This window comes from Xylanibacillus composti (genome assembly GCF_018403685.1).
In the GTDB taxonomy this organism is placed as follows: Bacteria; Bacillota; Bacilli; order Paenibacillales; family K13; genus Xylanibacillus; species Xylanibacillus composti.
Map to the genome: position 1 here is coordinate 11,787 of NZ_BOVK01000011.1, position 25,751 is coordinate 37,537.

Consider the following 25,751-nt stretch of genomic DNA (forward strand, 5'->3'; position numbering starts at 1 on the left):
CTGCAAGCTAATTATAACATGGAAAGACTATGAATACGGCATGTGGGGGAAAATAGCAATGCTCCCTTGCCATATTATGGAGCAAGGGAGCACCACTTCAGAGGAGAGCTTGCCTAGAACGGCATAACCTCTACCCCGCCTGAGTTATCCATACTTTCTCTCATGCGCTGCAGCGCTTGCTCACCTTCAACCGCCCATTCCTGCAGAGCCTGGCGAATGTCTTTGTCGCCATCTATTACTTCTTGGAATTTGCGGGAACCGAGATCCTGGATTTCCCAATAATTCGGAACCCTGCGCCAGATATCGTTGTTTACCGTGCTTGGCGCCGGCATCAGATGAAAGAAAGCTTCAATGTTGTAATTTTCGCCAGGATGCGGCTTGATGTACGATTTGCGCGAAACCATGTTATAGGAGCTGCGCGCCTTCAGCTCCGCCCATTCCGGACCGTTGATAAACTTGATAAAATCCCATGCATCCTCGGAGTTTTGCGCATTGGCGGTGATGCCCATAATCGGGTCCATATACATCGAACCGCCCACGTTGCCGACTTCCGGATGAATCGGGAGTGTCACGACATCCCAGTCAATGGCATTATAGCCTTCGATCGTATCGGCATTGCGATTTGCATCGATCAGTTCGTTCAAATTGCCATAGCTCATCGGAACCATCGCTACGCGGCCCATGAGGAAGTTGTTGCCTTCGAATGGAGACGGAGTCCGCGGTTGACTGTAATCCGGAGCGTCCGGCACAATTTTTTTCGTTTTCAAGTCCAGCATGGTTTGCCATACGCGCTCCCAACCATCCGAATCTACCATCAGCCGCTCGTAATTCTCATCGAACAAGCTGAGCTGAAGCGGATCGGTGTACAGGCTCATTTCATACATGAGACTATCCCCATACGAATAGGTGCTGAAGGAGAACCCGTATTTGCGCTCCTGCCCTTCTCCGTAAGACACCCGCTCTGCCAGCGCGAACACCTCATCCCAACTCATGCCGTCTGTCGGGAATTCCACACCGCGCTCTGTGAACAGCTGCTTGTTGTACACCAATGCCGAAGAGGAGAATGTCGGCGCCAGCGCATAGAGCTGGTTGTTGCCGAGACTCTTGAGACCGTCGATCACCGCCGGCACAAAATCGCTGGTATCGAACTGGTCGTTCTGGATGTAAGAGTCCAGCGGCGACAGCAGATTTTCGTCGATCAGCATGCCAAGCTCGTCGTAACTCACCATGACAATATCCGGAGGGTTAGGCCCTTCAATCAGCTTCTTCATTTCTTCCACGGGATCCGGCTCATTATCCGGATTGTAAGGATCGCTGGAATAGCGGCGAGAACTGTAGTCAATCGCATGAACAAATTCGATATCTATGTTGTCATGAGTAAATTCATACAAGTCCGTGTATTGCGTCTTTAAGTAGTCGGATTGACTGCTGTCCCCGTACATGACGGCTATGCGCAGTACACGTGTTTCGTTGCTCTCTGTGGCATTCCCGCCCGTACAAGCAGCCAGAATAGAAAGCAAGAGTGACAGCGCAATGGCAACCGTCGCAATCTTGCGGGCTCCTCTTCTATTAGTTGTCGTCATTCGTATTCCCCTCCAATAGTTTGGGAGAGCGGATCAAAATCTTCTCTCCGTCAAATTCCATTGATGCCTTGTTGTCAATCTGAAGCGCGGCCAGGAAATCCTTCGGTACTTGCAGTCGGCCTGCACGGTCGACGACCACATATTCCTCATGCACATCCTGCATTTTATGATTGCCCGGTGCGCTTAAATCCAGATTCGGGTTGCGCTTGACAAATTCGGTGCTGGTCAATCCGTCCCGGATGGCTACAACGCGATCCACCTTGCTGGCCAATGACAGGTCATGGGTAACGATTACGATCGTTACGCCCAGTTCCCGATTCATGCGTCGGAAAATATCCATGATCATGTCGCAGGTTTGCGTATCGACTGAGCCTGTGGGCTCGTCGGCCAGCAGCATCTGCGGGCGGTTCGCAAGCGAGATTGCAATGGCCACACGCTGCTGCTCTCCGCCGGAAAGCTGATGCAGCTTGTTGTGCATCCGATGGCCCAAGCCTACCCACTCCAGCAGCTGCCTGGCATATTGCTTGTCATAGTTGCCGCTTAACAGCATCGGCATCTCGACATTTTCAATCGCGGTCAAATACGGCAGCAAATTACGGGCATTGTTCTGCCAGATGAAGCCCACGGTCTTGCGCTTGTATTCAACCAATTGCTCGTCGGTGATCTTCAGCAAATTCCATTCGCCGACGCGCACCTGACCGGCAGAAGGGCGGTCCAGACCGCCCAAAATGTTCAGCAAGGTAGACTTGCCGCTGCCGCTGTTGCCAATGATGGCCATCATTTCGCCTTTTTTCACCTGAATATTCAAGCCTTGAAGGGCGACTACCTCGATGTTGTCGCTTTTGAAAATCTTCACTAATCCTTCGCATTCGATCATGGTCATCGCTCCTCTCCCATTTTAACCGCCTGATGCACACGCAGTCTGCGAATATGCATAAACAAGAGAGCGGCGCCGGTCAGCATCATGAAGGCTACGACAATATAGATGTTCATCGTATCCTGCGAATTGAACACGACCTGGAATGGCGGCACCTGCCTTCTGGCATCCTCGGTGGTCTGCAAGAATGGCAGATACAAATAACTGGCCGCTTTGCCAATCAGCACGCCGAGAATAATGGACAGCCCGGCGGTGAACACCTGCTCCAGCAAGAGCATGCCGGTCAGCTGACGCCGTGACAAGCCCATGGCGCGAAGCACCCCGAACTGAACCAAGCGGCTGGAAAGATTAAAGAACCAGTACAGCAAATAACCGATGAAGGATACGAGTACCGAAACCAGGAAGCCCAAGCTCAAAATCCCGAATACGCCTCCGCGCGACGGGAGCCGCTGCTGCTGGGCGAGCTCGATCCGAACATCCTTGATATTCGTCAGCTCAATGTCCTTCTCCACCAGTTCCTCCAGCATAGGCGTCAGAAGCGCGCCATCCTGCATCTTGATCCACACTTCGTAAGGAATCAAAGGAATTTGATCGTACACATAATCCAGATTCACTATGAAAAATGGCTCGTTCTGCGGGTAGAGAGAAGGCCAGTAGGGAATCGTTCCGACTACGACGAATTCAATCGCCTGCTGCTCCACCGCAATCGTCATAATATCGCCTGGCTCCAACAGGTGCCTCTCCGCGAAATTTTGCGGAATCAGCACAGCCTGCTCATACATGCCAAGCAGATTCAAGTATATGTTCTGATGATGGGGAAGCAGATTACTGTCCCGGAACCAGCCAACCTTCGCGAAATCGACGTTGTCTACTCCCATCAGCACACCTTGCCCGGCTGTCCGGCCGCTTACTACGGCATTGCCTTTCGTTTTGAGAACGCGGGCTGCGCTCTCCACGCCAACGGCTTCCTTGAAGATTTCAAACGGCGGTTCTGCGAAACGAATCGTAGGCGGCGGTCCGCTCGGTGCACCCGGACTTCCAGGCGGCTGCTGTCCGCCACCGCCACCGCCGCCGCTTCCTCCATCCTCACCGTTGCCCCCGGAAGGCGGCGGTTGCCGCGGCTGCACTTCGGCGAATCCTTCCCAGACAGGCTGCAGCACGACGTCCGTACCGTACTCGTAAAGCGTGCGTTCTGTCGAGTTCAAATCAATCGTCCGCGCCGACGAAGAGTTGTATACCCCGAGACCGAGTGTCAGAATCAACAACAGCATCAAGGGATAGTACGCTTTGGCCGAGCGCGACAGCTGCGTCAGGGTCAAGTAAGCCGGTAGCGGCAGGAACCAGCGCCCCAGCAAATTGACTAACCGCAGAAGCCATGGGAACAATCTTAAGAAGAACAGCCCCAATGAGAATATCGTCAATGCCGGGACGAAAAACAGCAAGGGCTGAACTTGCAGCTGGTCGCTGCTCAATCCGGCCTGCGATGTAAGGATCTGGCGTTCATTGAACAAATACCAGCCGTAACCGGACAAAGCGATCAGCAGAACGTCCAGATACCAGCGCATCCACAGCGGTTTGCGGTCCGAACGGGCCATTTGCTGGCGCAATCCGACTATGGAGCTGCGCGCATAAATAATTGCCGGAATCAGGCTTGCAGCCAGCGCGATGACAACTGCTGCCACACCGTACAAAATGATCGACATGTCCACATCGACAGGGATCGACTTGCGATCCACGAACGAGAGGAATCCGTTCGAGGAGCCAATGCTCTTAGCCATGAACCAGCCAAGCATCGGCCCGATGACAAGGGCGACTCCTCCAAGTATCAAGCCTTCCAGCGTATAAATCCAGATGATCTGTCTGGTGCTCGCACCGCGACTTCGCAAGACGGCGATATCGCTGCGCTGGCGCTCCAGTGTCTGACGGGAATTCATCGTTATGTAATAGAACACCATAGCGATCATCGGAACGGCTAGCGTGAACAGCAAAGTCTGCAGTTGAAGACTTAGCCGCTTGAAGTCTTGCAGCATGTCCTTGAAGGACAGATCCACCCGCGTGTTGCGGAGCAGCTGGTACACATCAATATTCATGCGATCAAGCGTCCGCGTCAGCGGAGTCAATTGACTTGTCTGGATATCTCTCAAATCAAAATTATAATACCAGAGTCCCGTATCCAGCGGAATGTTCATCTCTTGCATGAGCTGATCCTTCATCACCTTCTCGCTGATCAGGAACGCATTCATGTAGCCGTCCAAGCCCTGGAACCAGTACGCGTCATACGGCGATTCCGGATCCTTCGGCTCGAACGATCCGACAACCTTTACTTTTAATGGAGCCTGGCCCGGCGCATTGACGGGATAGTAGAATTCGTCTCCAACCCGGAAATAGTTCCGGTACATGGACTCATCCAGTACAATCGCCTCAATGACTCCATCCTCAATCTGGTCGCTGTACATGACACCGTTGTTCACTTCAATCCGGTCTTCGAGCCCGGTAAGCGACATCAGTGACATTTGTCTGCGAATGCTGGCATCCACCTGCTCGGTGTCTACTGGAGATATCCGGCTGTTGCGCAGCTGTGTCAAGCTGACATAGTTGTGAACCGGAAATCCGATGTCGGCACTCACTTTTTCTTCAATGTACTGGTCGACGGCCTCGTAGGACTCCATATCAGGCGAATCCGAACCGACGGTTTGATAACGGAATAGTAGAGAGCCCGCAGGCAATCCCGCATTGCGCTCCTGCAGCGACTCCGAGACGACCCGCTTCAACGAGCCGTTGGCATACATCGGGATGCTCGTGGTGAATGCTACCGCCAGCACTAGCGCGCCAAGGGTGCTTAGCGTCAGCCAGCGGTTGTTCCACATCTTGCGGAACAAAAAGCGTATCATCGGCAATTTCATTATTTGCCCACTACTTTCTGTCCCGGCTCCAGGCCTTTCACGATTTGGACCTGCGTAGATGTTTGCAGGCCAACTTCCACATCGACCTCGCGTTTCGTTCCATCCTCTTCCACTACTTGCACATACGTGCGTCCCCCGTAAGTGCGAAGCGTAGACGGCGGGATGACCACCGCATTCTCCCTGCGATCGGTTACAACCGACACGCTAAGCGGCGTTCCCCGCTGAATTTCTGAAGGCAAGCCCTCGACCGTCACAAGCAAATAATCGTCTATCGACTCCTGATTTTGCTGATTCGGCGGATTGTACGGGTTATACCGTCCGCCGCCGCTATTGTTGTTGTCCTGGTTTTGAACCGGCAAGCGCTGCACGGTGCCCGTGAATGTGCCGTTCGCATTGATGTCGACCGTTGCCGGCAGGCCCGGCGCTATCTTCTTCAGATCCTCTACGCTCAGCTTCGCCGCTACCGTCAACTGGGTCAAGTCGGCAATCAAGGCGACTTCATCATAGGCTTGAATGGTCTGACCTTTTTGAGCGGAGACCGAAACGATTGTGCCTGTGAATGGCGCGCGCAGCTTGGCTGCCTCAATATCCTCCCGCAGCTTGACGATATCTTGACGCTCAATCTCGAAATCTATGACAGCTTGCTCATACTCTTCCTCTGTCATTTCGTTGCGGTTGCGCAGCGTCTGCTTCATCTCCAGCTCCCGCCGCTTGAACTGCAGCTCCTTCTGTCTAAGCTGATCGGTCAGTTCCTTGACCTCCAGTTCGGCAATAAGGTCGCCTTCTGTGACTGTATCCCCTGTGCTGACGTATATTTCCTTGATGCGCAATTGTCCGGACAAGGCTGTTTCAGGGAAAAATACGGTCTCTTCTTTCATGGACATAATCTTGCCAATACCGCTGACTTTCTGCTCCAATGTGCTCGTTGTTACTTCATATTCCGGCTTTTGTGAGATTCTAGGCGCCGTGATGTTCGGAATTTCCTCCTCCACCGTCTCGTCGGGCAGCAAGGCACAGCCGCTGGCCAACACTGTTGCCGCAGTTAAAACAGCAGTCGCTCTGATGAGCCGGCCGCGCTTACCCCGAGATAAATTTCCCGTCCACCATTTCGTAAACATGATCAGCTACCTCCAATATTGTCGGATCGTGTGTCGTCATACAGATCGTCATTTGTTCGGTCTGGATGATATCCTGGAACACATTCATGACTTGCGCCCCCATCTGCGAATCCAGCTCTGCCGTGGGCTCATCCGCCAGAATGAGCGACGGACGGTGAGCAATCGCCTTCGCAATGGCTACGCGTTGCTGTTCGCCCCCGGACATTTCATACGGGCGATGATGCATGCGCTTGCCGAGACCGACCAGCTCCAGACAGTGCTTCACCCGCTCCTTCCATTGCGATCGGGGCACGCCTGCCATGCGCAAGGACAGCTCCACATTCTCCCATGCGGACAAAAGCGGCATCAAGGCAAAGCTTTGGAAGATGAAGCCAATTTCCTTCCGCCGAATCTGAGTGCGCCGATCGTCGCTCCATGTATGGATCGGACGATCGCGGAAGATGATCTCGCCCTTGGTCGGCAAATCCAGCCCGCCGATCAGATTCAACAGCGTCGTTTTGCCCGAACCCGATCGACCTTTCAGCATAACAAGCTGCCGCTCCCGCAGCTCCATATGTATTCCCTTAAGCACGTGCAGCTGTTGTCCGCCGACGGGAAAGCTTCGCTCCACGCCCTTCACGAGCAGGATCGGTTCGCTGCTGGCCGTTGTTGCAGGGGCCGCCGCTGCCTTGACGCTGCTTTCCGCGCTGTCTCCTTCCGCCTCAGCCGTTTCGCCTGCTGCTGCCTGGCCGCCAACTGCCTGTTCAGCCGGCTGCGCAGCCTTCCCTTTTTTCCAGAACCAGGCCATGGCCATTCCCCCCCCCTTGCTTCGTATGTTTAACTGATATATAGACGCATTCGAACCCGAAAAGGTTACAAGATTATGAGAAAAAATGAGAATTTCGTCATGCTTCTTGCTTAATCCGCCGTCAATTTCAATGGAATCCGCTTCAGAAACAAAAACAAAGCCGCCGAATGAAGAGCGGCAGCTTCACAGACTATTCTCTGAGAAAGATTCCGTTACTTTCCTGTTTCCTCGCGCCAGCGGCTCAGCATGTCCAGATCCTCCGATTGAATCTTCCCCGATGCGAGCGCCTCCTGACATAACACCGTATAATTGCTTAGCGTGTGAAGAGGAATGCCTGCATCCGCGAATCCTCGTTCCGCCTTCGCAAACTGATACGTAAAGATCGCCACGACTGCGAGCACATTGGCGCCGGCTTCCCGTGCCGCTTCAGCCGCTTTGATTGAGCTGCCCCCTGTTGAGATCAGATCCTCAATCACGATAGTCTTCTGTCCCGGCTTCAGCAAGCCCTCGATCTGATTTTGCCGACCGTGTCCCTTCGCTTTGTCGCGAATATAGATCATGGGCAGCCCGAGCTTGTCGGCCACCCACGCGGCATGCGGAATGCCGGCCGTAGCTGTCCCCGCAATGACTTCCGCATCCGGGTAATGATCGCGGATAACCTGACAGAAGCCGTCTGCGACAGCGCTGCGCACTTCCGGATAAGAAAGCGTCAGACGATTGTCGCAGTAGATGGGCGATTGGATTCCCGATGTCCAGGTGAACGGTTCGTTCGGACGAAGATGAACAGCCCCGATATCCAATAAAGAACGGGCAATGGAAGACGACAAAGCAGAAAGTTCTGTCATAAATGGTTCAACTCCTTCAATATTTGTGCCATCGCGGCCCGCGGGTCCGGCTGGGCCGTAATCGGCCGACCGATAACCATGTAGTCTGAGCCGCCGCCGAGCGCTTGGGCAGGGGTCATGATGCGCGCCTGATCATCCACGCTGGTTCCTGCCGGGCGAATGCCCGGAGTCACCGTAACGAAGGAAGCCCCGCAGGCCTCCTTGACCTTTGCCGCCTCCCATGGGGACGAAACGACGCCGTCCAGGCCCGCTTCCTTCGCCAATCTCGCGTAGCGGATAACGGCATCCTCTACCGAGCCGGGAATGCCGATCTCTTCGTTCATTGTAACGGCATCCGTGCTCGTCAACTGGGTGACGGCAATGACCAGCGGCCGCTCATGGCCTGCGGAATTCGCCGAAGCAGCCCCTTCCAGCGCCGCTTCCATCATTTTCTTCCCTCCGGCGGCATGCACGTTGATCATGTCCGCTCCGACGACAGCGAGGCTCCTGGCACCGCCTTTGACCGTATTGGGGATATCGTGCATCTTCAGATCGACAAAAACCCGATACCCGTCCCGCTTCAACCGTTCTACGAAGGAAGGGCCTTCGGCAAAGTACAGCTGCATGCCCACCTTCATGTAGCAGGGAATGCCCTTCAGGGCGGAAAGCAGGGCTTCCGCTTCCGATGCGCTTCCGTAGTCGAGCGCTACCATGATGCGGCTTGCGGCATCGTTTTCCGTCCCGGCGCCTGCTAGGCCCCGAGGTGTTCGGCTAGTATCCGTCATTCGTTCCCATCGACTCCTTCCATTCATCCGATTTCGCCAAGCCAACTCGCACTTATGTAAGGAGTGCCCTACTCCCGGGCCGCTTGCAGCCGACATGCGGCTTCGAGCGGCGCCGCGGAGACAGGGCACCCGCCACGCTTATTGGAATACCGGCATCGGCCGGGTAGAGAAATTGATCGTTTGCAATACGGTGAGCAGAGCATTGACCGTATCCAGCGAAGTCATGCAGACAATGCCGTTTTCCACCGCCTCCCGGCGAATCCGGAAGCCGTCACGCTGCGGCGTCTTGCCCTTGGTCAGCGTATTCACCACGATTTGCGCGCCGCCTGTGCGGATCATATCGAGAATGTTCGGCGAGCCTTCGCTCAGCTTGTTGACGCGCGTCACGAACATGCCCGCTTCCTCCAGCGCCTTCGCTGTGCCGCCTGTTGCGACCAGCTTGAAGCCCATATTGTAGAAGCCGCGCAAGATGCCGACAGCCTCCTCCTTGTCCTTGTCCGCAACCGTTGCAATTATCGTGCCCGAAGTTGGAATCTTCATGCCGGCGCCGATTAATCCTTTGTAAAGCGCCTTGGCGTAGCTGGTATCGCGTCCCATAACCTCGCCAGTGGACTTCATCTCCGGTCCGAGCGTTGTATCCACTCGACGCAGCTTGGCGAAGGAGAACACGGGAACCTTCACGGATACGTATGAATCCTCCCGCCACAGCCCTTCGCTGTAACCGAGATCCTTCAGCTTCTGGCCCAGAATCAAGCGGGTGGCGACATTCGCCATCGGCACATTCGTCACCTTGCTCAAGAACGGTACGGTACGGGACGAGCGCGGATTCACCTCGATCACGTATGCCTGTCCCTGGAATACAACGAATTGGATATTCACCAAACCGACCGTTTTCAGCTTCTTTGCAATATCGATCGTTATATTCACGATCTGTTCCTTGATTTCTGGCGAAATCGACTGCGGCGGATAGACCGCAATCGAGTCGCCGGAATGGACGCCTGCACGCTCTACGTGCTCCATGATGCCCGGAATCAGGACAGTCTCGCCGTCGCAGATGGCATCGACCTCCAGCTCCTTGCCGAGCATATAACGGTCGATCAGCACCGGATGCTCCGGGTTGATCTTGACCGCCTGCTCCATGTAGTTCAGCAGCTCTTCGTCAGAGTATACAATTTCCATCGCGCGCCCGCCAAGCACATAGGATGGGCGAACGAGCACCGGATAGCCCAGCTTGCTGGCAGTGCCTACTGCCTCGTCTACACTGGTCACGGTGCTTCCCGGCGGCTGGGCGATATTCAGGCTGCTCAGCAGCGCTTCAAATTTCTTGCGGTCCTCCGCCTGGTCAATGCTCTCCAGGCTGGTGCCAAGAATCGTAACGCCTGCGTTGGCAAGCGGGGCCGCCAGGTTGATCGCAGTTTGGCCGCCGAACTGGACAATGACGCCGATCGGCTGCTCCTGCTCGATAATGTTCATCACATCTTCAAAGAACAGCGGCTCGAAATACAGGCGGTCCGACGTATTGAAGTCGGTCGAAACCGTCTCCGGATTGTTGTTCACGATGATAGCTTCGTAGCCAGCATCCTGAATCGCCCACACCGCATGCACGGTGGAGTAATCGAACTCGATCCCCTGCCCGATGCGAATCGGTCCCGATCCTAGAACGAGCACCTTCTTCTTCTCGGTCTCCTGCACCTCATTCTCTGTTTCATAAGTCGAATAGTAGTACGGTGTCGACGCTTCGAACTCGGCCGCGCAGGTGTCAACCATCTTGTAAACCGGTTTGATGTCGTATCCCAGCCGCGTGCTGCGCACTGCAAGCTCTGTCGTAAGCGAAAGGTCCGCATTCGCGGCTTGGCGAATTTCGGCAATCGCTCTGTCCGTGAACCCTTTGCGCTTCGCCTCCAACAGCACCTCAGCAGCAAGCGTTGGCGCAAGCAGCTGCTCTTCGAAACGGATCATGCCTTCAAACTTGTGAAGGAACCACCAGTCAATTTTCGTGATTTCATACAGCTGAGGCACGCTGTAGCCGCGGCGGAACGCTTCCGCGAGCAGGAACAACCGCTCGTCATCCGCTTTCGCCAACCGGGCTTCCAACGTCTCCCGGTCCAATTCCTCCGTGCCTTTCAAATACAAGCGGTGCACGCCGATTTCCAATGAGCGAATCGCCTTGTGAATCGATTCTTCAAACGTGCGGCCGATCGCCATCACTTCCCCGGTCGCTTTCATCTGGGTACCCAGCTTGCGGTTGGCGGAAGTGAATTTATCGAATGGCCAGCGCGGAATTTTGCTGACAATATAGTCAAGTGTAGGCTCGAACATCGCATAGGTTTGGCCGGTTACCGGATTGATCAACTCATCGAGCGTATACCCGATTGCAATCTTCGCGGCCATCTTCGCGATCGGATAGCCGGTAGCCTTCGATGCCAATGCCGAGGAACGGCTGACCCGCGGGTTCACTTCGATGACATAATATTGGAAACTTTGCGGATCGAGCGCCAGCTGCACATTGCAGCCGCCCTCGATCTTGAGCGCGCTGATAATATCAAGCGAAGCGGTGCGCAGCATCTGGTACTCGCGATCTGACAACGTCTGGCTTGGAGCCACCACGATGCTGTCGCCGGTATGCACGCCGACCGGATCGATATTCTCCATGTTGCACACCACAATACAGTTGTCGTTCGCATCCCGCATAACTTCGTATTCAATCTCTTTCATGCCTGCAATGCTCTTCTCAACCAGACATTGGCCGATCGGGCTGTAGCGAATGCCGGAGGATACGAATTCAATCAATTCCTCCTCATTTTGCGCAATGCCGCCGCCTGTGCCGCCAAGCGTGTAAGCCGGGCGAATGATAATCGGATAGCCGATCTCGCGCGCGAATTCCACTGCCTCCGGTACGGTCGTTACAATCGTGCTTTCCGGTATCGGCTGGTTCAGCTCGTTCATCAAGTCGCGGAACAAATCGCGGTCTTCCGCTTTTTCAATCGCGTCGAGCTGTGTCCCGAGAAGCTTCACATTCTCGCGCTCCAGCACGCCGGCCTTCGCCAGCTCCACCGCCATGTTCAGTCCAGTTTGACCGCCAAGCGTAGGCAGCAAGCCGTCCGGACGCTCCTGGCGAATAACCTGAGTGACAAAATCGAGCGAGATCGGTTCAATGTATACTTTGTCCGCGATGTTCGTATCCGTCATAATGGTAGCCGGATTGCTGTTGATCAGGACGACCTCGATTCCTTCTTCCTTCAAGGCCTGGCACGCTTGGGTGCCCGCATAATCGAACTCGGCCGCCTGGCCGATGACAATCGGACCGGAGCCAATCACGAGAATTTTTTTCAGGCTGTTATTTTTGGGCATATTCAAGCTCTCCTTCCCTTGAACGTTTCGCTTGCGCCGCTTCGGCAAAAACCGCTTGGCGGGCTGTGGCCGGATGGTCGCGCTTGTGGGTGCGAATCATTTCCAGAAACTCATCGAACAAATAGCTCGAATCGAACGGTCCGGGAGCCGCTTCCGGATGGTATTGCACGGAGAAGGCTGGCAGCGTTTTATGCTTTAGCCCCTCGATTGTCTTGTCGTTGTTGTTGATATGCGTTATCTTCAGATCGGTCTTTTCTACGGAAGCCTCCAGCACCGTGTAGCCGTGGTTCTGGGAGGTGATGTAGCAGCGTCCGCTTTCCAGATCCAGAACTGGGTGGTTGCCGCCGCGATGGCCGAACTTCAGCTTTTCCGTATCGGCGCCGCAAGCCAGCGCGAACAGCTGGTGTCCGAGGCAGATGCCGAAGATCGGAAATTCGCCCAGCAGCTGGCGAATCATCTCGACAGCGTGCGGCACATCCTTCGGGTCGCCAGGGCCATTGGACAGCAGTATGCCATCCGGGCGAAGGCGTCGAATCTGGTCTGCATCTGTGTCGTGCGGCACAACCACGACGTCGCACCCGCGCTTCGTCAAGTCGCGAAGGATACCGCTCTTCGATCCGAAGTCGACGAGAACAATCCGCTCCTGTCTGCCGGAAACGGCGAATACCGATTTCGTCGAAACCCGGCTTACCTGGTCACGCAGCAAAGCAGAACCTGTCAGCCTTTCCTGCAGCGCTTCAATCGGATCGTTCGCGGTTGTCAAGATGCCCTTCATCGTTCCGTGATGGCGGATTTTGCGGGTCAGCATGCGCGTGTCCACGCCGCTGATTCCCGGAATGCCGTATTCCTTCAACAGCGCATCCAGCGTATATTCCGCACGCCAGTTGCTTGGCAGCTCTTCGTGCTCGCGGACAACAAAGCCGTGAATGTACGGGCGGATCGCTTCGAAATCATCGCGTGCGATCCCGTAGTTGCCGATCAAGGGATAGGTCATCGTCACGATTTGGCCGCAGTAGGAAGGATCGGACAATACTTCCTGATAGCCGGTAATTCCTGTATTAAAAACGACTTCACCAGTCGATTCCTGTTCACTGCCGAATGCTTTGCCCGTAAATAATGTTCCGTCTTCTAATAGCAGTCTTGCCTGCATGCTTCTCACTCCTATTCGTTGGATTCCCGCCATACTACTTTGCCGTCTACCATTGTCCAAACCGGCCAGCCGTTCAGCTTCCAGCCGGTGAAGGGGGTGTTTCTTCCCTTCGAGGCGAACAGCTCCGGATTCACTTCGCGCTCAACATCCAGATCAATGATTGTCACGTCAGCCGCTGCTCCCGGCTTCAGTCTGCCTGCGTGCAGGCCGAATGCATCCGCCGGCTTCACGGTCATGCGATCCAGCAAGAACCCTAGCGTCCAGCGTCCGCTCTTCACAAATTTCGTATACAGCAGCGGGAAGGCTGTTTCCAATCCGACGATGCCGAACGGGGCAAGATCCATGCCTTTTGCCTTCTCTTCCTCGCTGTGCGGAGCATGGTCGGTAACGATCATGTCGATCGTGCCGTCCTCCAGCGCTTCAATCATCGCTTTGACATCCCGCGGCGAGCGCAGCGGCGGATTCATCTTCCAGTTCGCATCCATGCCCGGTATGTCCTCATCAGACAGCAACAGATGGTGCGGACACACTTCTGCGGTCACTTTAACGCCCACTTGCTTCGCTTGACGGATCAGCCGCACCGATTGCTCGGTGCTGACATGGCACACATGGTAGTGAACGCCAGTTGCTTCCGCCAGCAGCACATCGCGTCCGACATGAATCGCTTCGGATTCGTTCGGAATGCCTTTCAGCCCGTGCTTCCGGGCGAAAGCCCCGTCTGTTACGGAGGCGCCCTCCACTAGCGTATCGTCCTCGCAGTGCGCAACGATCGGGAGCCCCAGGCTGGCTGCCAGCCTCATGGCGTCCTTCATCATTTGCGCATTTTGAACGCCAACGCCGTCATCCGTAAAGCCGATCGCTCCTGCCTGCTTCAGAGCGGAGAAATCGGTCAGCTCGCGACCGAGCTCATTTTTTGTAATGCATCCATAAGACAGCACCTTGGCCAATCCTGCCGCTTTCGCTTGGGAGTAGACGAACTCCAGCGTCTCCGGCTTGTCAATCACCGGTCTGGTATTCGGCATGCAGGCGATCGTCGTGAAGCCGCCTTTGACCGCCGACCTGGCTCCTGTTGCAATGGTTTCCTTATGCTCGAAGCCCGGCTCGCGCAAATGCACATGCATGTCGATCAGCCCCGCCGTCACAAGCTTGCCTGCCGCCTCTGTCACTTCATGGCCAGCCGTATCAGGCAGATCGCTTTCCGCCACAATGCGCGACACCTTGCCGTTATCGATGAAGACATGCTGTTTCGTTATTTGTTTGCTTTCAGGGTCGTACACGTTCCCGTTCAAAATCCAGTGCCCCATGCCGTACCTCCTGTACTTGGTATTAGTATGATAAACGCCCACCAAATGCGCTTGTTCCAGCCATGAGTTTCGTCAAGTTAAGGCTCTTTCGATAACAGCCATCCGAATGGGAACCCCGTTCGCGATCTGTTCGAAGATCCGCGATTGCGGATGCTCTACAACGGAATCGTCAATTTCTACTCCCCGATTCACTGGCGCGGGATGCATGATAAGCGCATGCGGCTGAAGTCGCCCGGCGCGCTCCTCTGTCAGACCATAGTGCTCGCGGTACGCTTCCGCCGAGGTAATCATGCCGGACTCGTGCCGCTCCAGCTGTACCCGCAGCATCATCACGACGTCCGCTCTGAGCGCTTCGTCTATGCTGACATACGGAGCGTATTCGGCCAGTTCCGGCGCCTGCATATTGTCCGGCGCGCAAAACTTCACGCTTGCACCGAGCGTCCGCAGCGCCCATAAGTTGGAGCGGGCGACTCTGCTGTGCTTGATATCGCCGATAATCGAAACGGTCAATCCCTGCAGATGGCCGAAGTGCTTGCGCATCGTATAGAGATCCAGCAGCGCCTGCGTCGGATGCTCGTTGTTGCCATCACCCGCATTAATAAGCGGCACCTTGATCTTGGCGGCCAGTTCCGGCAGGACCCCCGACGGCTTGAGCCGGATGATGCCTGCATCGATGCCCATCGATTCGAGCGTCTTGACGGTATCGTAGATCGATTCTCCCTTTTGCACGCTGGATACGGCGGCCGAGAAGTTCAGCACTTCCGCCCCCAGGCGCTTTTCGGCCACTTCGAAGGAAAAACGGGTTCTCGTGCTGTTCTCAAAGAACATATTGGCCACAAATCGGTCCCGGCACAGGTTCGATACCTTCACCGGATGTTCTTCCCAGTAAGCGGCCCTGTCCAGAATCGCGCTTATCTCTGCAGCGCTTAAGTTTCTCAGCCCCAGCAGGTGGCGATCGGACGCTGTTTTCATCATGGTCATGCTCCTTCCCCCCTGCTTTTGATTATCAGTACCTGATCTTGTTGATCGACTTCCGTCAAGTGCACCTCAATTTGCTCTTCGCTGGAGGTAGGAACGTTCTTGCCGATGAAATCCGGGCGAATCGGAAGCTCTCTGTGTCCCCGGTCGACCAATACAGCCAGCTGGATCATGCGCGGCCGTCCCGATCCCATCAGCGCATCCATAGCGGCTCTGACAGTCCGCCCCGTGTACAGCACATCATCGAAAACAATCACTTTCTTGTCATGAACCTGCAGCTGCTCCAGCTGCGGCATCTCGCGGCGGCTTGCTGCCACATCATCTCGGAAGGGAGTGATATCCAGCTCGCCTACCGCAATGTCCATGCCTTCGATCTCCTGAATCCGCTTGGCGATTCTTCTTGCCAAGTAGATGCCGCGCGTGCGAATCCCGACCAGAACGCAGCCGTCTACCCCCTTGTTCTTCTCCAGGATCTCGTGGGCTATTCGGGTGAGCGCTCTGCGAATTGCCGTCTCGTCCATGATCGTCACTTGCTCGTTCATGATAGGCCCCTCCTTTTTTACCCGCAAACGTGAATCCAAGCCTTCGAAGCGGATTCCTGATCCAGAGCATCGGCCCGGAAAATGCCACAAAAAAAACTCCTGCCCAAAGGACAAGGAGTCGGCGTGCCGAATGTGTGCAGAGATAACCCGTAACGCGATACCATCACGCCATCAGGTTCTTTGCATCCAATATTTCAGTTCGGTCACCTTTCCAGCCTCACGGGACTGTCATTAAAGGTTCAAGCTATTTAAGAGAATTATGCCACTTTCGACAAAAGAAGTCAACTTCTTTTTTCTGCGCAAAGATCGCGTGTCAGCCAGGCATTGGATATGGTAAGATGAACTTGGCCGACGGTCGCTATCATGCGCGAAAGCGATCCGCAACGGCCGCGCAACAAGCGCGGGAAGAGAACAAATGAGGTGTTTAAATATGAAAGCCAAACTGGAACAACACATACGTCAGGAAGTACGCGAAATCGAAATATCCGGTATCCGCAAAATGGCCAATCGCGTTGCCCAATACGATCAGGTGCTGTCATTGACGCTCGGCCAGCCTGACTTCCCGACGCCGGCCCATATCTTGGAGGCAGCCAAGCAGGCGATGGATGCCGGACATACTGTCTATACGCCGAATGCCGGCATGCCGGCATTGCGTCAGGCGGCTGCTTCGTTCCTTCAAGACAAGTACGGCCTTGCCTACGATCCCGACAGCGAGTGTATCGTCACAACAGGGGCCAGCGAGGCGCTTGACATCGCGCTGCGCACCATTCTGACGCCCGGCTCCGAAGTGGTGCTGCCAGCGCCGGTATACCCCGGATACGAGCCGATTATCCGAATGTGCGGCGCCGTGCCGGTCCATGCCGATATAACCGGCAGCGGCTTCAAGCTGACAGCAGAGGTGCTGGAGCCGCTGCTCACAGAACGGACACGCTGCGTGATCTTGGCTTCTCCGTCCAACCCTACCGGCTGTTTGCTAACCGAAGAGGAGTTGAAGGAGCTTGCCGGGCTATTGGACAATCGCGACATATTCGTGCTTTCAGACGAGATTTACAGCGAGCTGGTGTTCGACGGAACCCATGCGTCCATTGCGGCAATCCCTTCCATGCGCGAGCGGACAATCGTAATCAATGGCCTGTCCAAATCGCACTCCATGACAGGATGGCGTATCGGATTCACATTCGCGCCGGCCTATCTGACGAAGCATATGGTCAAGGTGCATCAATACAATGTCACCTGCGCCAGCTCAATTAGCCAGCATGCCGCGCTGGCGGCCGTAACGACCGGGCGCAATGATGCCGCTCCGATGCGGGAAGCATACCGGGAGCGAAGGGATTATGTGTATGAACGGTTAATCCAGATGGGTATCGATACGATCAAGCCGCAAGGAGCGTTCTACATCTTCCCGTCCATCGCGAAGTTCGGCCTGGATGCCGAGTCCTTCGCGTACAGACTGTTGGATGAACAGCATGTGGCGGTCGTCCCGGGTAACGCATTTAACCCGTTCGGCGACGGTTTCATACGCATCTCCTATGCGAGCGGACTGGAGACGCTTGAAACGGCACTCGATCGCCTTGCAGCTTTTATTCAGAAACTATAACCGTCCGCTTTACGTTTCGTGCCCCAATCGTTTCGAATGAGAAACAATTGGGGCACATGCATATAGGGGATTTGCCATCCCAAGCCTTCAATTGTGAATAGCGCCTGCCGATTGGCGATATTATGACTCTGCCTTTCCCCCGCTGGCGGACTTGGCGGACAAATACCGGGTTACGAGTGAAATCGCCACGTCAATCGCATCCTCGCTCGGCTCTATCTTGCTGTGATGCAGACCATATGGCGTATCGACACCCAGCCAGAACATGAAGCCGGGGATTTCCTTCAGAAAGTAGCCAAAGTCTTCGCCCGTCATTGCTTCCCTGCATGCAATCAATTCAGCCGATCCGCTCTCCCGCACCCAATTCATGAATTGGACCGTCTCCTCGCGGGAATTGTAGACTTGATGATAATTGGAGCCATAGTCCAGCTCCGTGCGAACGCCATAACCGGCTTCGAGCCCGCGCAGCATGGCTTCGACCCGCGCCTTCACTTCATCCATCGCCTGTTCGGAAAGCGTGCGAATGGTACCCTCCAGACGCACTCGCTCGGCGATGACATTTTGCCGGACGCCCCCCGTAATCTTGCCCAGCGTCACGACAGCCGAATCCAGCGGGTTCACATTGCGCGACACGATGGATTGGAGCTGCATAATCAAGCTGGCCGCCGCCACCATCGCATCGTTCGCCTGATGCGGGAATGCCGCATGGCCACCTGTGCCGATGACGTCTATAAAAAGCTCTGACGTGTTGGCGAACAAGATGCCCGGACGAGTCGCCACTGTGCCGACCGGATATTCCGGAGCAATATGCAGCGCCATAATGAAATCGGGGCGCCACGCGGCGAATTGTTCGCTCGCCATCATAGGCGCGGCCCCTCCTGGGCCTTCCTCCGCCGGCTGAAACACGACGAGCACATCGTCCTCCAGCGGGTGATTCGCGAAGTGCTCCGCCACACCGAGCGCGACCGTCGTGTGGATGTCATGGCCGCATGCATGCATAAATCCGGGATGCTGCGAGCGGAAGGAATACGAGGTCTCTTCTTCGATCGGCAGTCCGTCTATATCGGCGCGGTAGGCCAGGATTTGCCTGTCGCCGCTTCGGGTTCCGCGAATTCGTGCCAGCACGCCCGTTCGCCATGTTTGCACCTCGAGATGCTCTTGGGGCAATTTGCCGAGAAAATCCAGCACGAACGCTTGTGTCTTGAATTCTTCAAAGCCAGGCTCCGGAATTTGATGCAGCTTTCTGCGTATGTCAATATAGGCGCTTCCCATGCTATGTCCTCCCCATCGTAAATTGCATAACTCTATCCCCCTGAATAATAGCGCCGGATCGCCTCGCGAAAGCTTACAAGAAGCTTACATGAGAAAGGGCCGCTTTCTTCTGATAAGAGAGCGGCCCGCGTATAGGATTCCACAATATATAACCTTGTGCACAGGGTCAGCCATGGATGCCCTGTCCATTGCGCAATCCATACCAGCACATTACTTCAAGTTGCGCAGGCCTTCGATGAGCATCGTCTTGGACTTTGTCTTGTCATCAACGGTCTTAATCACCTTCGCCGGTATGCCTGCAACAACCGAATTCTCAGGCACATCCTCGATCACCACAGCGCCGGCTGCAACAACAGAGCCCTTGCCAATGCGCACGCCTTCCAGCACTACGGCGTTGGCGCCAATGACAACATCATCTTCAACCGTGACAGGCTGCGCGGAAGGCGGTTCAATGACACCCGCCAACACAGCGCCGGCGCCGATGTGACACATCTTGCCGACCTGCACTCGGCCGCCTAGCGTGGCGTTCATATCGATCATGGTGCCTTCGCCGATATTGCAGCCGATATTGATGACCGCCCCCATCATGATGACCGCATTGTCACCGATTTCCACCTTGTCGCGAATGATGGCACCCGGCTCGATACGCGCGTTAATGCCCTTCATGTCAAGCAACGGGATAGCCGAGTTGCGGCGGTCCGATTCAATTTCCACCTGTTGTACGGAGGAGCCTGCGGCTTCCAGCAGCGCCTGTACTTCAGCCCAATCGCCCATCAGCACGCCGCCGCCGCCGAAGTCGAATACCTTGACTTTATCCGATTGCGGTACGGTCCCTGTGTAGTATACCTTGACCGGTGTTGTTTTTTTGCTGTTCTTGATTAAATTAATGACTTCCATCGTTTGGTCCATTGTGTGATCCATTGCTATGTACTCCTCCTCATCAAACATGATACCTGCATTATACCTTACCCGTCACCCGGTTCTCAATATGTGAAGCAATTGCTCCATGTCCCCAGGCATGTCCGCCTGAAATTCCAAATACTCTCCGCTGACAGGATGCTTGAAGCCCAGGACGGCTGCATGCAGCGCCTGACCGTCCATTTTCAGCCCTTTGCTGCGCCCGTATACCGGATCGCCGACAAGCGGATGACCGATAAACTTCATATGTACGCGAATCTGATGGGTTCTCCCTGTCTCCAGCTGAAGCTCCAGCAGCGCGTATTCGGCGAACTGCTCGGCAACGACGAAATGTGTCACGGCATGCTTCGCGTTTTTTTCCGTTACCCGATACAGCTTGCGGTCTTCACTGGATCGGCCGATCGGCGCGTCTATGGTCCCTTCCTTGTGCGGCAATACGCCGTGCACGATCGCATAATATTTGCGGACGACCGAGTGCTCCTTCAATTGAGCGGACAGCGAGGCATGCGCCTGATCATTCTTGGCCACCATAATCAAGCCGGAGGTGTCCTTGTCAATCCGGTGAACGATGCCGGGCCGCATTACGCCTCCAATGCCGGACAAATCCTTGCAATGATGAAGCAAGGCATTGACCAGTGTGCCGCGAGGATGTCCGTACGACGGATGAACCACCATGCCGCGCGGCTTGTTCACAACGATCACATCGCTGTCTTCATAGGCGATTTGCAGCGGAATGTTCTCCGGCTCCGCTTCTATTCCCTCAGGCTCCGGCACGACGACCTCAATCACGTCACCCGGCGCAAGCTTGTAGTTGCTCTTGACCGGCTGACCATGAACGGTAACGGCCCCTTCTTTAATCCATTGCTGTACCTGTGAACGCGAAGTGCGATCATCGAGTCTCGAAGCGATGATCTTGTCGATGCGCTCGCCCGCTTCTTCCTCTGCTGCATCCCAGGCATAGCTTTCCAGTTCTTGCTCATCCATCGTGCTTCAGTTCCTTTCCTTCATTGCGCCATTCCAATATCGCGTCAACGAAAATAAGGGCAACGCCCACCACAATCGCTGCATCCGCGACGTTGAATATCGGATACGTATAATCCACAGCTTTCCCAAGCAGATCAAACATAAATCGGAATTGGAAAAAGTCAACGACTTCCCCTGCCAGCAGCCGATCAATAAAGTTGCCCAGCGCGCCGCCCAATACAAGCGACAAGGCAATCGGCAGAAGCCGCTTTCCTTGCGAAACGCTCTTCAGCATATACCAGATCACGCCAGCTACAATGATGACCGTCGCGATCAGAAAAAACCATCGCTGATCCTGTAATATGCCGAACGCAGCGCCTCTGTTGCGGTGAGAAGTTAGAGAAAAGAAATCGCCAATGACCGAAATCCGCTCCCCAATCACCATCGTCTCCTTGATGATCCATTTCGTCAGCTGATCTATGGCAAATATGAACGCTGCGATTATCCATACCCATTTTTTCACTACCGGTCGCCTCCTGTTCCATCGCCCATTGTATCACAGCCTGTTCAGCTTCGTCCACGTCCCTCGCCATAGAAGGCTTGCGATGGCTTGCATACAAGGAATTACCGCTGTAAAAAATCCGTCCGGCGAGAAAGCTATCCATGAGGATCGAAAGGAGCTGAGCTTACAATGCCCCACTTGACGAGACAACAGATCGAGCATTTGCGCAGCGAGCTGAACAGGGAATTGCGCGAGGCCGAGAATCTGCTGACCAGCAGCGACCATTTCGGGATGGGACATGCTCAGAACATTTCCCAAGAGCTGTCTGCTTACGATAATCATCCCGGCGATATGGCAAGCGAACTGTACGAACGGGAAAAAGATCTTGCCCTGAACGAGCATGCAGAACTGCATCGGATCGCCGTCTTGGAGTCGCTGGAACGCATGGATGCCGGCACATACGGAACTTGCGTTGCATGCGGAAAGAAGATCCCTTATGAACGTTTGCAGGCAGTGCCGTCAACGCGGTTCTGCGTGCAGCACGCCGAAGATGAAGCCTCGCTGCGAAGACCGGTAGAAGAAACTTTCCTGCAGCCGCCGTTCGGCCGTACCAGCCTCGATGAGCGCGAAGACCAAACCCAATTCGACGGCGAGGACGCCTGGCAAATCGTATCGGAATGGGGTACCTCGACAAGCCCCGCCCTGGCGGAAAATCGCAATATGGGCGATTACGATGAAGCCGAATTTGAAGAAACGGACCATGACGGCTATGTGGAAGCGATTGAAAGCTTCCTGGCTACGGATATTACAGGCCGCCATATCACGGTTGTACGCAATGCCGAGTATCGGTCCTATATGGAGAATCAAGAGGGCGACCACGATTTGGAGGCCGATATGCAGGCGGATGAGTTGTCCTAATAATACCCTCTTCGCCCTTCGAGCTGATGCTGAACAATTTCAATGATGTCTGCAATATAATCGCCGACGATCGGAATGTTCAGCGCACCCAGCGCGCGCAAAAAATAAAGAAGTGAAATCATAAAAACCGTAAAGCCGATGGCTACGCCAACGCCTCTGGCGATTCCTGCGAGCAGGTTGCGAAACAGCAGCCTGCCGGGGCGATTCATCAGCTCCACATAATCGGCAATTTCGGTCTTTTCCAATTGAATCGCCATTTTTTCGACACGCGCCTCTATGGCGGCTAATGTTGCTGTCCAAGGCTTTTCGGAATCCGAGTGATTCATCATACTCCCCCCAAGAAGCAGAGAACGAGCTTGAAGGCTCAAGCTCGTTTTCGTTCTTGTATGCTAATATATCCCGGAAAGGCCTTGTTCATTAGCACCATCCGTACCTTTTCTTACAGCTGGTCCACGACAGACGCGCAGCGGCTGCACAAGGTTGGGTGATTGGCGTTGGTGCCGACCTCCTTGGTTACGATCCAGCAGCGCTCGCACTTCTCGCCCTTGGCCGTCAAGACGTGGACAGCCAGACCGTCCAGCTTCATCGCCTCTGCCGGGGCTTCCTCGTTCGCTTCGTGCAGATGGACCCGGGAAACAATGAACAACGTATCGAGCCGCTCGAACGAGCCAAGCAGTTCTGCCGTCTCCTTGGAAGATGGGTATATACAGAGCGAGGCGCCGAGCGAATTCCCGATAGTCTTGTCCTTGCGCGCCTGCTCCAGTGCTTTCAGCACTTCATCGCGTATATCGATGAACGACGACCAACGGGCTTCCAGCTGTTCGTCGCGCCATGCGCTATGCACTTCCGGCAGGCTTGCCAGCTGTACGCTGATTTCCTCCGCACCGGGAACGACCCGCCACACTTCATCGGCTGTATGAGGCAGAATCGGAGCAATCAGCTTCGTGATCGCAAGCAGTGCTTCGTAGAGTACAGTCTGCACTTCCTTGCGTTCCGCAGCATTCGGCGCGCTTGCGTACAGGCAATCCTTCTGAATATCCAGATAGAACGCGCTCATCTCTACCGCGCAGAAATGATGAACCGCCTGGTACACCATGTGAAACTCGTACCGCTCATATGCCTGGATGACCCGTTCAATCATGCTTGCCAGACGCGCTAGTGCATAGCGGTTCAGCTCGCTCATATCCCGGTAATCGACCTGATCCTTCGCCGGATCAAATCCGGTCAGATTGCCTAGCAAAAAGCGGAGCGTGTTGCGGATTTTCCGATACACTTCAGAAGTCTGGGACAAGATATTGTCCGAGATGCGCTGGTCCGCCTGATAATCCGTAGAAGCGACCCACAGACGCAAAATATCCGCTCCCAGCTGATTGCACACCTTGTTCGGATCAATCGTATTGCCGAGCGACTTGGACATTTTGCGGCCTTCTCCATCCAGAGTGAAGCCGTGGCTGAGAATGCCTTTGTACGGTGCCTGGCCCGTAATGGCCACGCTTGTGATCAAGGAAGAGTTGTACCAGCCCCGATATTGGTCGGAACCTTCCAGATATAGGTCCGCAGGCCACTGCAGCTCCTCGCGAGTTTCCAGCACCGCCTTGTGGCTGGAACCGGAGTCAAACCAGACGTCCATGATATCCGTTTCCTTGCGGAATTCGTTGTGTCCGCAGGAAGCGCACACCGTGCCAGTCGGCAGCAGCTCATGCTCCTCCCGAATGAACCAGGCTCCCGAACCCTCCTGCTCGAACAGCTTCGCCACATGCTCAATGGTCTCGTCATTGACGAGCGGCTCCTGGCAGCTTCTGCAGTACATAATCGGAATCGGCACACCCCATGCGCGCTGGCGGGATATGCACCAATCGCCGCGGTCCGCGATCATATTGTGGAGACGCACTTCGCCCCAATGCGGTGTCCACTTGATCTTCTTGATCTCGTCGAGCATTTGCTGGCGGAACGCCTCCACACTGGCAAACCACTGCTCGGTGGCCCGGTAGATGACCGGCTTCTTCGTACGCCAGTCATGCGCGTATTGGTGGTCGATAAAGCCGAGCTTCAGCAAATGACCGCTTTCCTCTAGCATCTCCGTAATTTGCTTGTTCGCCTTGTCATAGAAGATGCCCTCGAAGCCCGGCGCTTCCGCTGTGAACTTGCCCTGATCGTCAACCGGGCACAGAACGCCAAGCTTGTACTTTGCACCGATCTCAAAGTCTTCCTCCCCGTGTCCGGGCGCCGTGTGCACGCAGCCAGTACCGGCATCCAGCGTCACATGCTCGCCGACCATTACCAAGGAATCGCGGTCATAGAACGGATGACGGCAAAGAACGCCCTCCAGCTCGGCCCCTTTCACCTTGCCAACCACTTCCGGTTGCTCCCAGCCGATCTCTTTTGCCGCTGTTTCCAGCAAGCCTTCAGCCAACACATATGTCTTGCCGTCTTTCTTGACGAGCACATACTCGTAATCCGGATGAACGGAGATGCCCAGGTTCGCCGGCAGCGTCCAAGGAGTTGTCGTCCAGATTACCAGTGCCGCATCGGCAGGCAGCTTGCCCTTGCCGTCCCGCACGTCAAACGCCACGTAGATCGAAGGAGAGCGCTTCTCCTTATATTCAATTTCCGCTTCTGCCAGTGCGCTTTCCGATGACGGAGACCAATACACTGGCTTTAGGCCCTTGTAGATATATCCCTTCTTCACCATCTCGCCAAAGACGCGAATTTGCTGCGCCTCATACTTCGGTTCCAGTGTGATGTAAGGGTTATCGAAGTCCCCCCGAATACTGAGTCTCTTGAATTGCTCCTTCTGTCTGGCTACCCAATCCAGCGCATACTGCTTGCAGGCTTCGCGAAATTCGGCAACGGACATCTTCTTGCGGTCTGCCTTGCCGCTGTTGGCAATCGCTTGTTCAATCGGCAAGCCGTGCGTATCCCAGCCTGGCACATAAGGCGCATCGTATCCCTGCATCGTCTTGAAGCGGATAATCATGTCTTTCAAAATTTTGTTCAAGGCGTGCCCGATATGAATGTCGCCATTCGCATACGGCGGTCCATCATGCAAAATAAACTTGGGCTTGCCTTTCTGATTCTCCTGCACCTTCTCATAAATGTTGATTTCTTCCCACCATGCCTGCATGTCCGGCTCCGCTTTCGGCAAATTTCCGCGCATAGGGAAATCCGTTTGCGGCAGGTTAAGCGTCTTGCTGTAGTCCATCTTCTCCATCTTCCTCTTCCTTTCCTGTCGGAGTTCCTGTCTTGAAACAACAAAAAAAAACCCTCATCCCATAGGGACGAGAGGCTGCTCGCGGTACCACCCTATTGATCGAGGCTCTGGCGTCTTGTGCGCCTTGCCTGCTGCAAGCCACAACGCTAACGCTGCTGCGAAGCCTTCAAT

The 25,751-nt window shown here is 55.0% G+C and carries 20 protein-coding genes and 1 other annotated feature (1 of these 21 only partly in view); of the genes, 2 read left to right on the forward strand and 18 right to left on the reverse strand.

What is annotated here, in order from left to right; translation table 11 throughout:
- Positions 1–113: 113 nt before the first annotated feature.
- The 12 genes from XYCOK13_RS03755 to pyrR all read right to left on the reverse strand — a co-directional run bounded on the left by XYCOK13_RS03755 (position 114) and on the right by pyrR (position 16,202).
- Positions 114–1,583, reverse strand: coding sequence for an ABC transporter substrate-binding protein (locus XYCOK13_RS03755; protein ID WP_213410551.1), 1,470 nt, complete (start codon positions 1,581–1,583; stop codon positions 114–116).
- A complete protein-coding gene (locus XYCOK13_RS03760; RefSeq protein ID WP_213410647.1) occupies positions 1,570–2,460 on the reverse strand; it encodes an ABC transporter ATP-binding protein in 891 nt (296 codons plus the stop codon). The genes XYCOK13_RS03755 and XYCOK13_RS03760 overlap by 14 nt, the downstream gene beginning before the upstream one ends.
- Positions 2,461–2,462: 2 nt before the next feature.
- Positions 2,463–5,363, reverse strand: a complete 2,901-nt coding sequence (locus XYCOK13_RS03765; protein ID WP_213410552.1) for an ABC transporter permease — start codon at positions 5,361–5,363, stop codon at positions 2,463–2,465.
- The gene (locus XYCOK13_RS03770) at positions 5,363–6,481 is read right to left on the reverse strand and encodes an efflux RND transporter periplasmic adaptor subunit (protein WP_213410553.1); all 1,119 of its coding nucleotides are present in this window, start codon (positions 6,479–6,481) and stop codon (positions 5,363–5,365) included. The genes XYCOK13_RS03765 and XYCOK13_RS03770 overlap by 1 nt, the downstream gene beginning before the upstream one ends.
- The gene (locus XYCOK13_RS03775; RefSeq protein WP_213410554.1) at positions 6,441–7,268 is read right to left on the reverse strand and encodes an ABC transporter ATP-binding protein; all 828 of its coding nucleotides are present in this window, start codon (positions 7,266–7,268) and stop codon (positions 6,441–6,443) included. Before XYCOK13_RS03775 ends, XYCOK13_RS03770 begins: the two co-directional genes overlap by 41 nt.
- 212 nt (positions 7,269–7,480) lie before the next feature.
- Positions 7,481–8,113, reverse strand: coding sequence for an orotate phosphoribosyltransferase (pyrE, locus tag XYCOK13_RS03780; RefSeq protein WP_280520871.1), 633 nt, complete (start codon positions 8,111–8,113; stop codon positions 7,481–7,483).
- The gene (pyrF, locus tag XYCOK13_RS03785; RefSeq protein ID WP_213410555.1) at positions 8,110–8,877 is read right to left on the reverse strand and encodes an orotidine-5'-phosphate decarboxylase; all 768 of its coding nucleotides are present in this window, start codon (positions 8,875–8,877) and stop codon (positions 8,110–8,112) included. Before pyrF ends, pyrE begins: the two co-directional genes overlap by 4 nt.
- A 138-nt stretch (positions 8,878–9,015) precedes the next feature.
- A complete protein-coding gene (gene carB, locus XYCOK13_RS03790; RefSeq protein WP_213410556.1) occupies positions 9,016–12,228 on the reverse strand; it encodes a carbamoyl-phosphate synthase large subunit in 3,213 nt (1,070 codons plus the stop codon).
- The gene (locus XYCOK13_RS03795) at positions 12,215–13,378 is read right to left on the reverse strand and encodes a carbamoyl phosphate synthase small subunit (protein WP_213410557.1); all 1,164 of its coding nucleotides are present in this window, start codon (positions 13,376–13,378) and stop codon (positions 12,215–12,217) included. Before XYCOK13_RS03795 ends, carB begins: the two co-directional genes overlap by 14 nt.
- 11 nt (positions 13,379–13,389) lie before the next feature.
- Complete coding sequence (gene pyrC, locus XYCOK13_RS03800; RefSeq protein WP_213410558.1) at positions 13,390–14,682, reverse strand: dihydroorotase; 1,293 nt, start codon at positions 14,680–14,682, stop codon at positions 13,390–13,392.
- 72 nt (positions 14,683–14,754) lie between these two features.
- Positions 14,755–15,663 (reverse strand): aspartate carbamoyltransferase catalytic subunit, encoded by a 909-nt coding sequence (locus tag XYCOK13_RS03805; RefSeq protein ID WP_213410559.1) that lies wholly within the window; start codon positions 15,661–15,663, stop codon positions 14,755–14,757.
- Positions 15,660–16,202 (reverse strand): bifunctional pyr operon transcriptional regulator/uracil phosphoribosyltransferase PyrR, encoded by a 543-nt coding sequence (gene pyrR, locus XYCOK13_RS03810; protein WP_213410560.1) that lies wholly within the window; start codon positions 16,200–16,202, stop codon positions 15,660–15,662. The genes XYCOK13_RS03805 and pyrR overlap by 4 nt, the downstream gene beginning before the upstream one ends.
- 430 nt (positions 16,203–16,632) lie before the next feature.
- Between pyrR and XYCOK13_RS03815 the strand changes: the two genes are divergently transcribed.
- Positions 16,633–17,799 (forward strand): aminotransferase A, encoded by a 1,167-nt coding sequence (locus XYCOK13_RS03815; RefSeq protein ID WP_213410561.1) that lies wholly within the window; start codon positions 16,633–16,635, stop codon positions 17,797–17,799.
- Between the two features lie 120 nt (positions 17,800–17,919).
- On the opposite strand, the gene XYCOK13_RS03820 is transcribed toward XYCOK13_RS03815, so the two are convergent.
- The 4 genes from XYCOK13_RS03820 to lspA all read right to left on the reverse strand — a co-directional run bounded on the left by XYCOK13_RS03820 (position 17,920) and on the right by lspA (position 21,472).
- Positions 17,920–19,068, reverse strand: a complete 1,149-nt coding sequence (locus tag XYCOK13_RS03820) for an N-acetyldiaminopimelate deacetylase (protein WP_213410562.1) — start codon at positions 19,066–19,068, stop codon at positions 17,920–17,922.
- Positions 19,069–19,278: 210 nt separating this feature from the next.
- Complete coding sequence (gene dapD, locus XYCOK13_RS03825; RefSeq protein WP_213410563.1) at positions 19,279–19,989, reverse strand: 2,3,4,5-tetrahydropyridine-2,6-dicarboxylate N-acetyltransferase; 711 nt, start codon at positions 19,987–19,989, stop codon at positions 19,279–19,281.
- A 51-nt stretch (positions 19,990–20,040) separates the two neighbouring features.
- A complete protein-coding gene (locus tag XYCOK13_RS03830) occupies positions 20,041–20,970 on the reverse strand; it encodes an RluA family pseudouridine synthase (protein WP_213410564.1) in 930 nt (309 codons plus the stop codon).
- Positions 20,963–21,472, reverse strand: a complete 510-nt coding sequence (gene lspA, locus XYCOK13_RS03835) for a signal peptidase II (RefSeq protein ID WP_213410565.1) — start codon at positions 21,470–21,472, stop codon at positions 20,963–20,965. The genes XYCOK13_RS03830 and lspA overlap by 8 nt, the downstream gene beginning before the upstream one ends.
- Before the next feature lie 168 nt (positions 21,473–21,640).
- Between lspA and XYCOK13_RS03840 the strand changes: the two genes are divergently transcribed.
- Positions 21,641–22,369 carry a TraR/DksA C4-type zinc finger protein gene (locus XYCOK13_RS03840; RefSeq protein WP_213410566.1) on the forward strand — a complete coding sequence of 243 codons (729 nt, stop codon included), beginning with the start codon at positions 21,641–21,643 and terminating at the stop codon, positions 22,367–22,369.
- Here the strand turns inward: XYCOK13_RS03840 and XYCOK13_RS03845 are convergent.
- Together XYCOK13_RS03845 and ileS are read right to left on the reverse strand one after the other, a co-directional pair.
- Positions 22,366–22,695, reverse strand: a complete 330-nt coding sequence (locus tag XYCOK13_RS03845; RefSeq protein ID WP_213410567.1) for a DUF5665 domain-containing protein — start codon at positions 22,693–22,695, stop codon at positions 22,366–22,368. The genes XYCOK13_RS03840 and XYCOK13_RS03845 overlap by 4 nt on opposite strands.
- A 113-nt stretch (positions 22,696–22,808) precedes the next feature.
- The gene (ileS, locus tag XYCOK13_RS03850; RefSeq protein WP_213410649.1) at positions 22,809–25,571 is read right to left on the reverse strand and encodes an isoleucine--tRNA ligase; all 2,763 of its coding nucleotides are present in this window, start codon (positions 25,569–25,571) and stop codon (positions 22,809–22,811) included.
- Positions 25,572–25,640: 69 nt separating this feature from the next.
- Positions 25,641–25,751: a binding site (T-box leader), on the reverse strand (it continues 171 nt past the right edge of the window).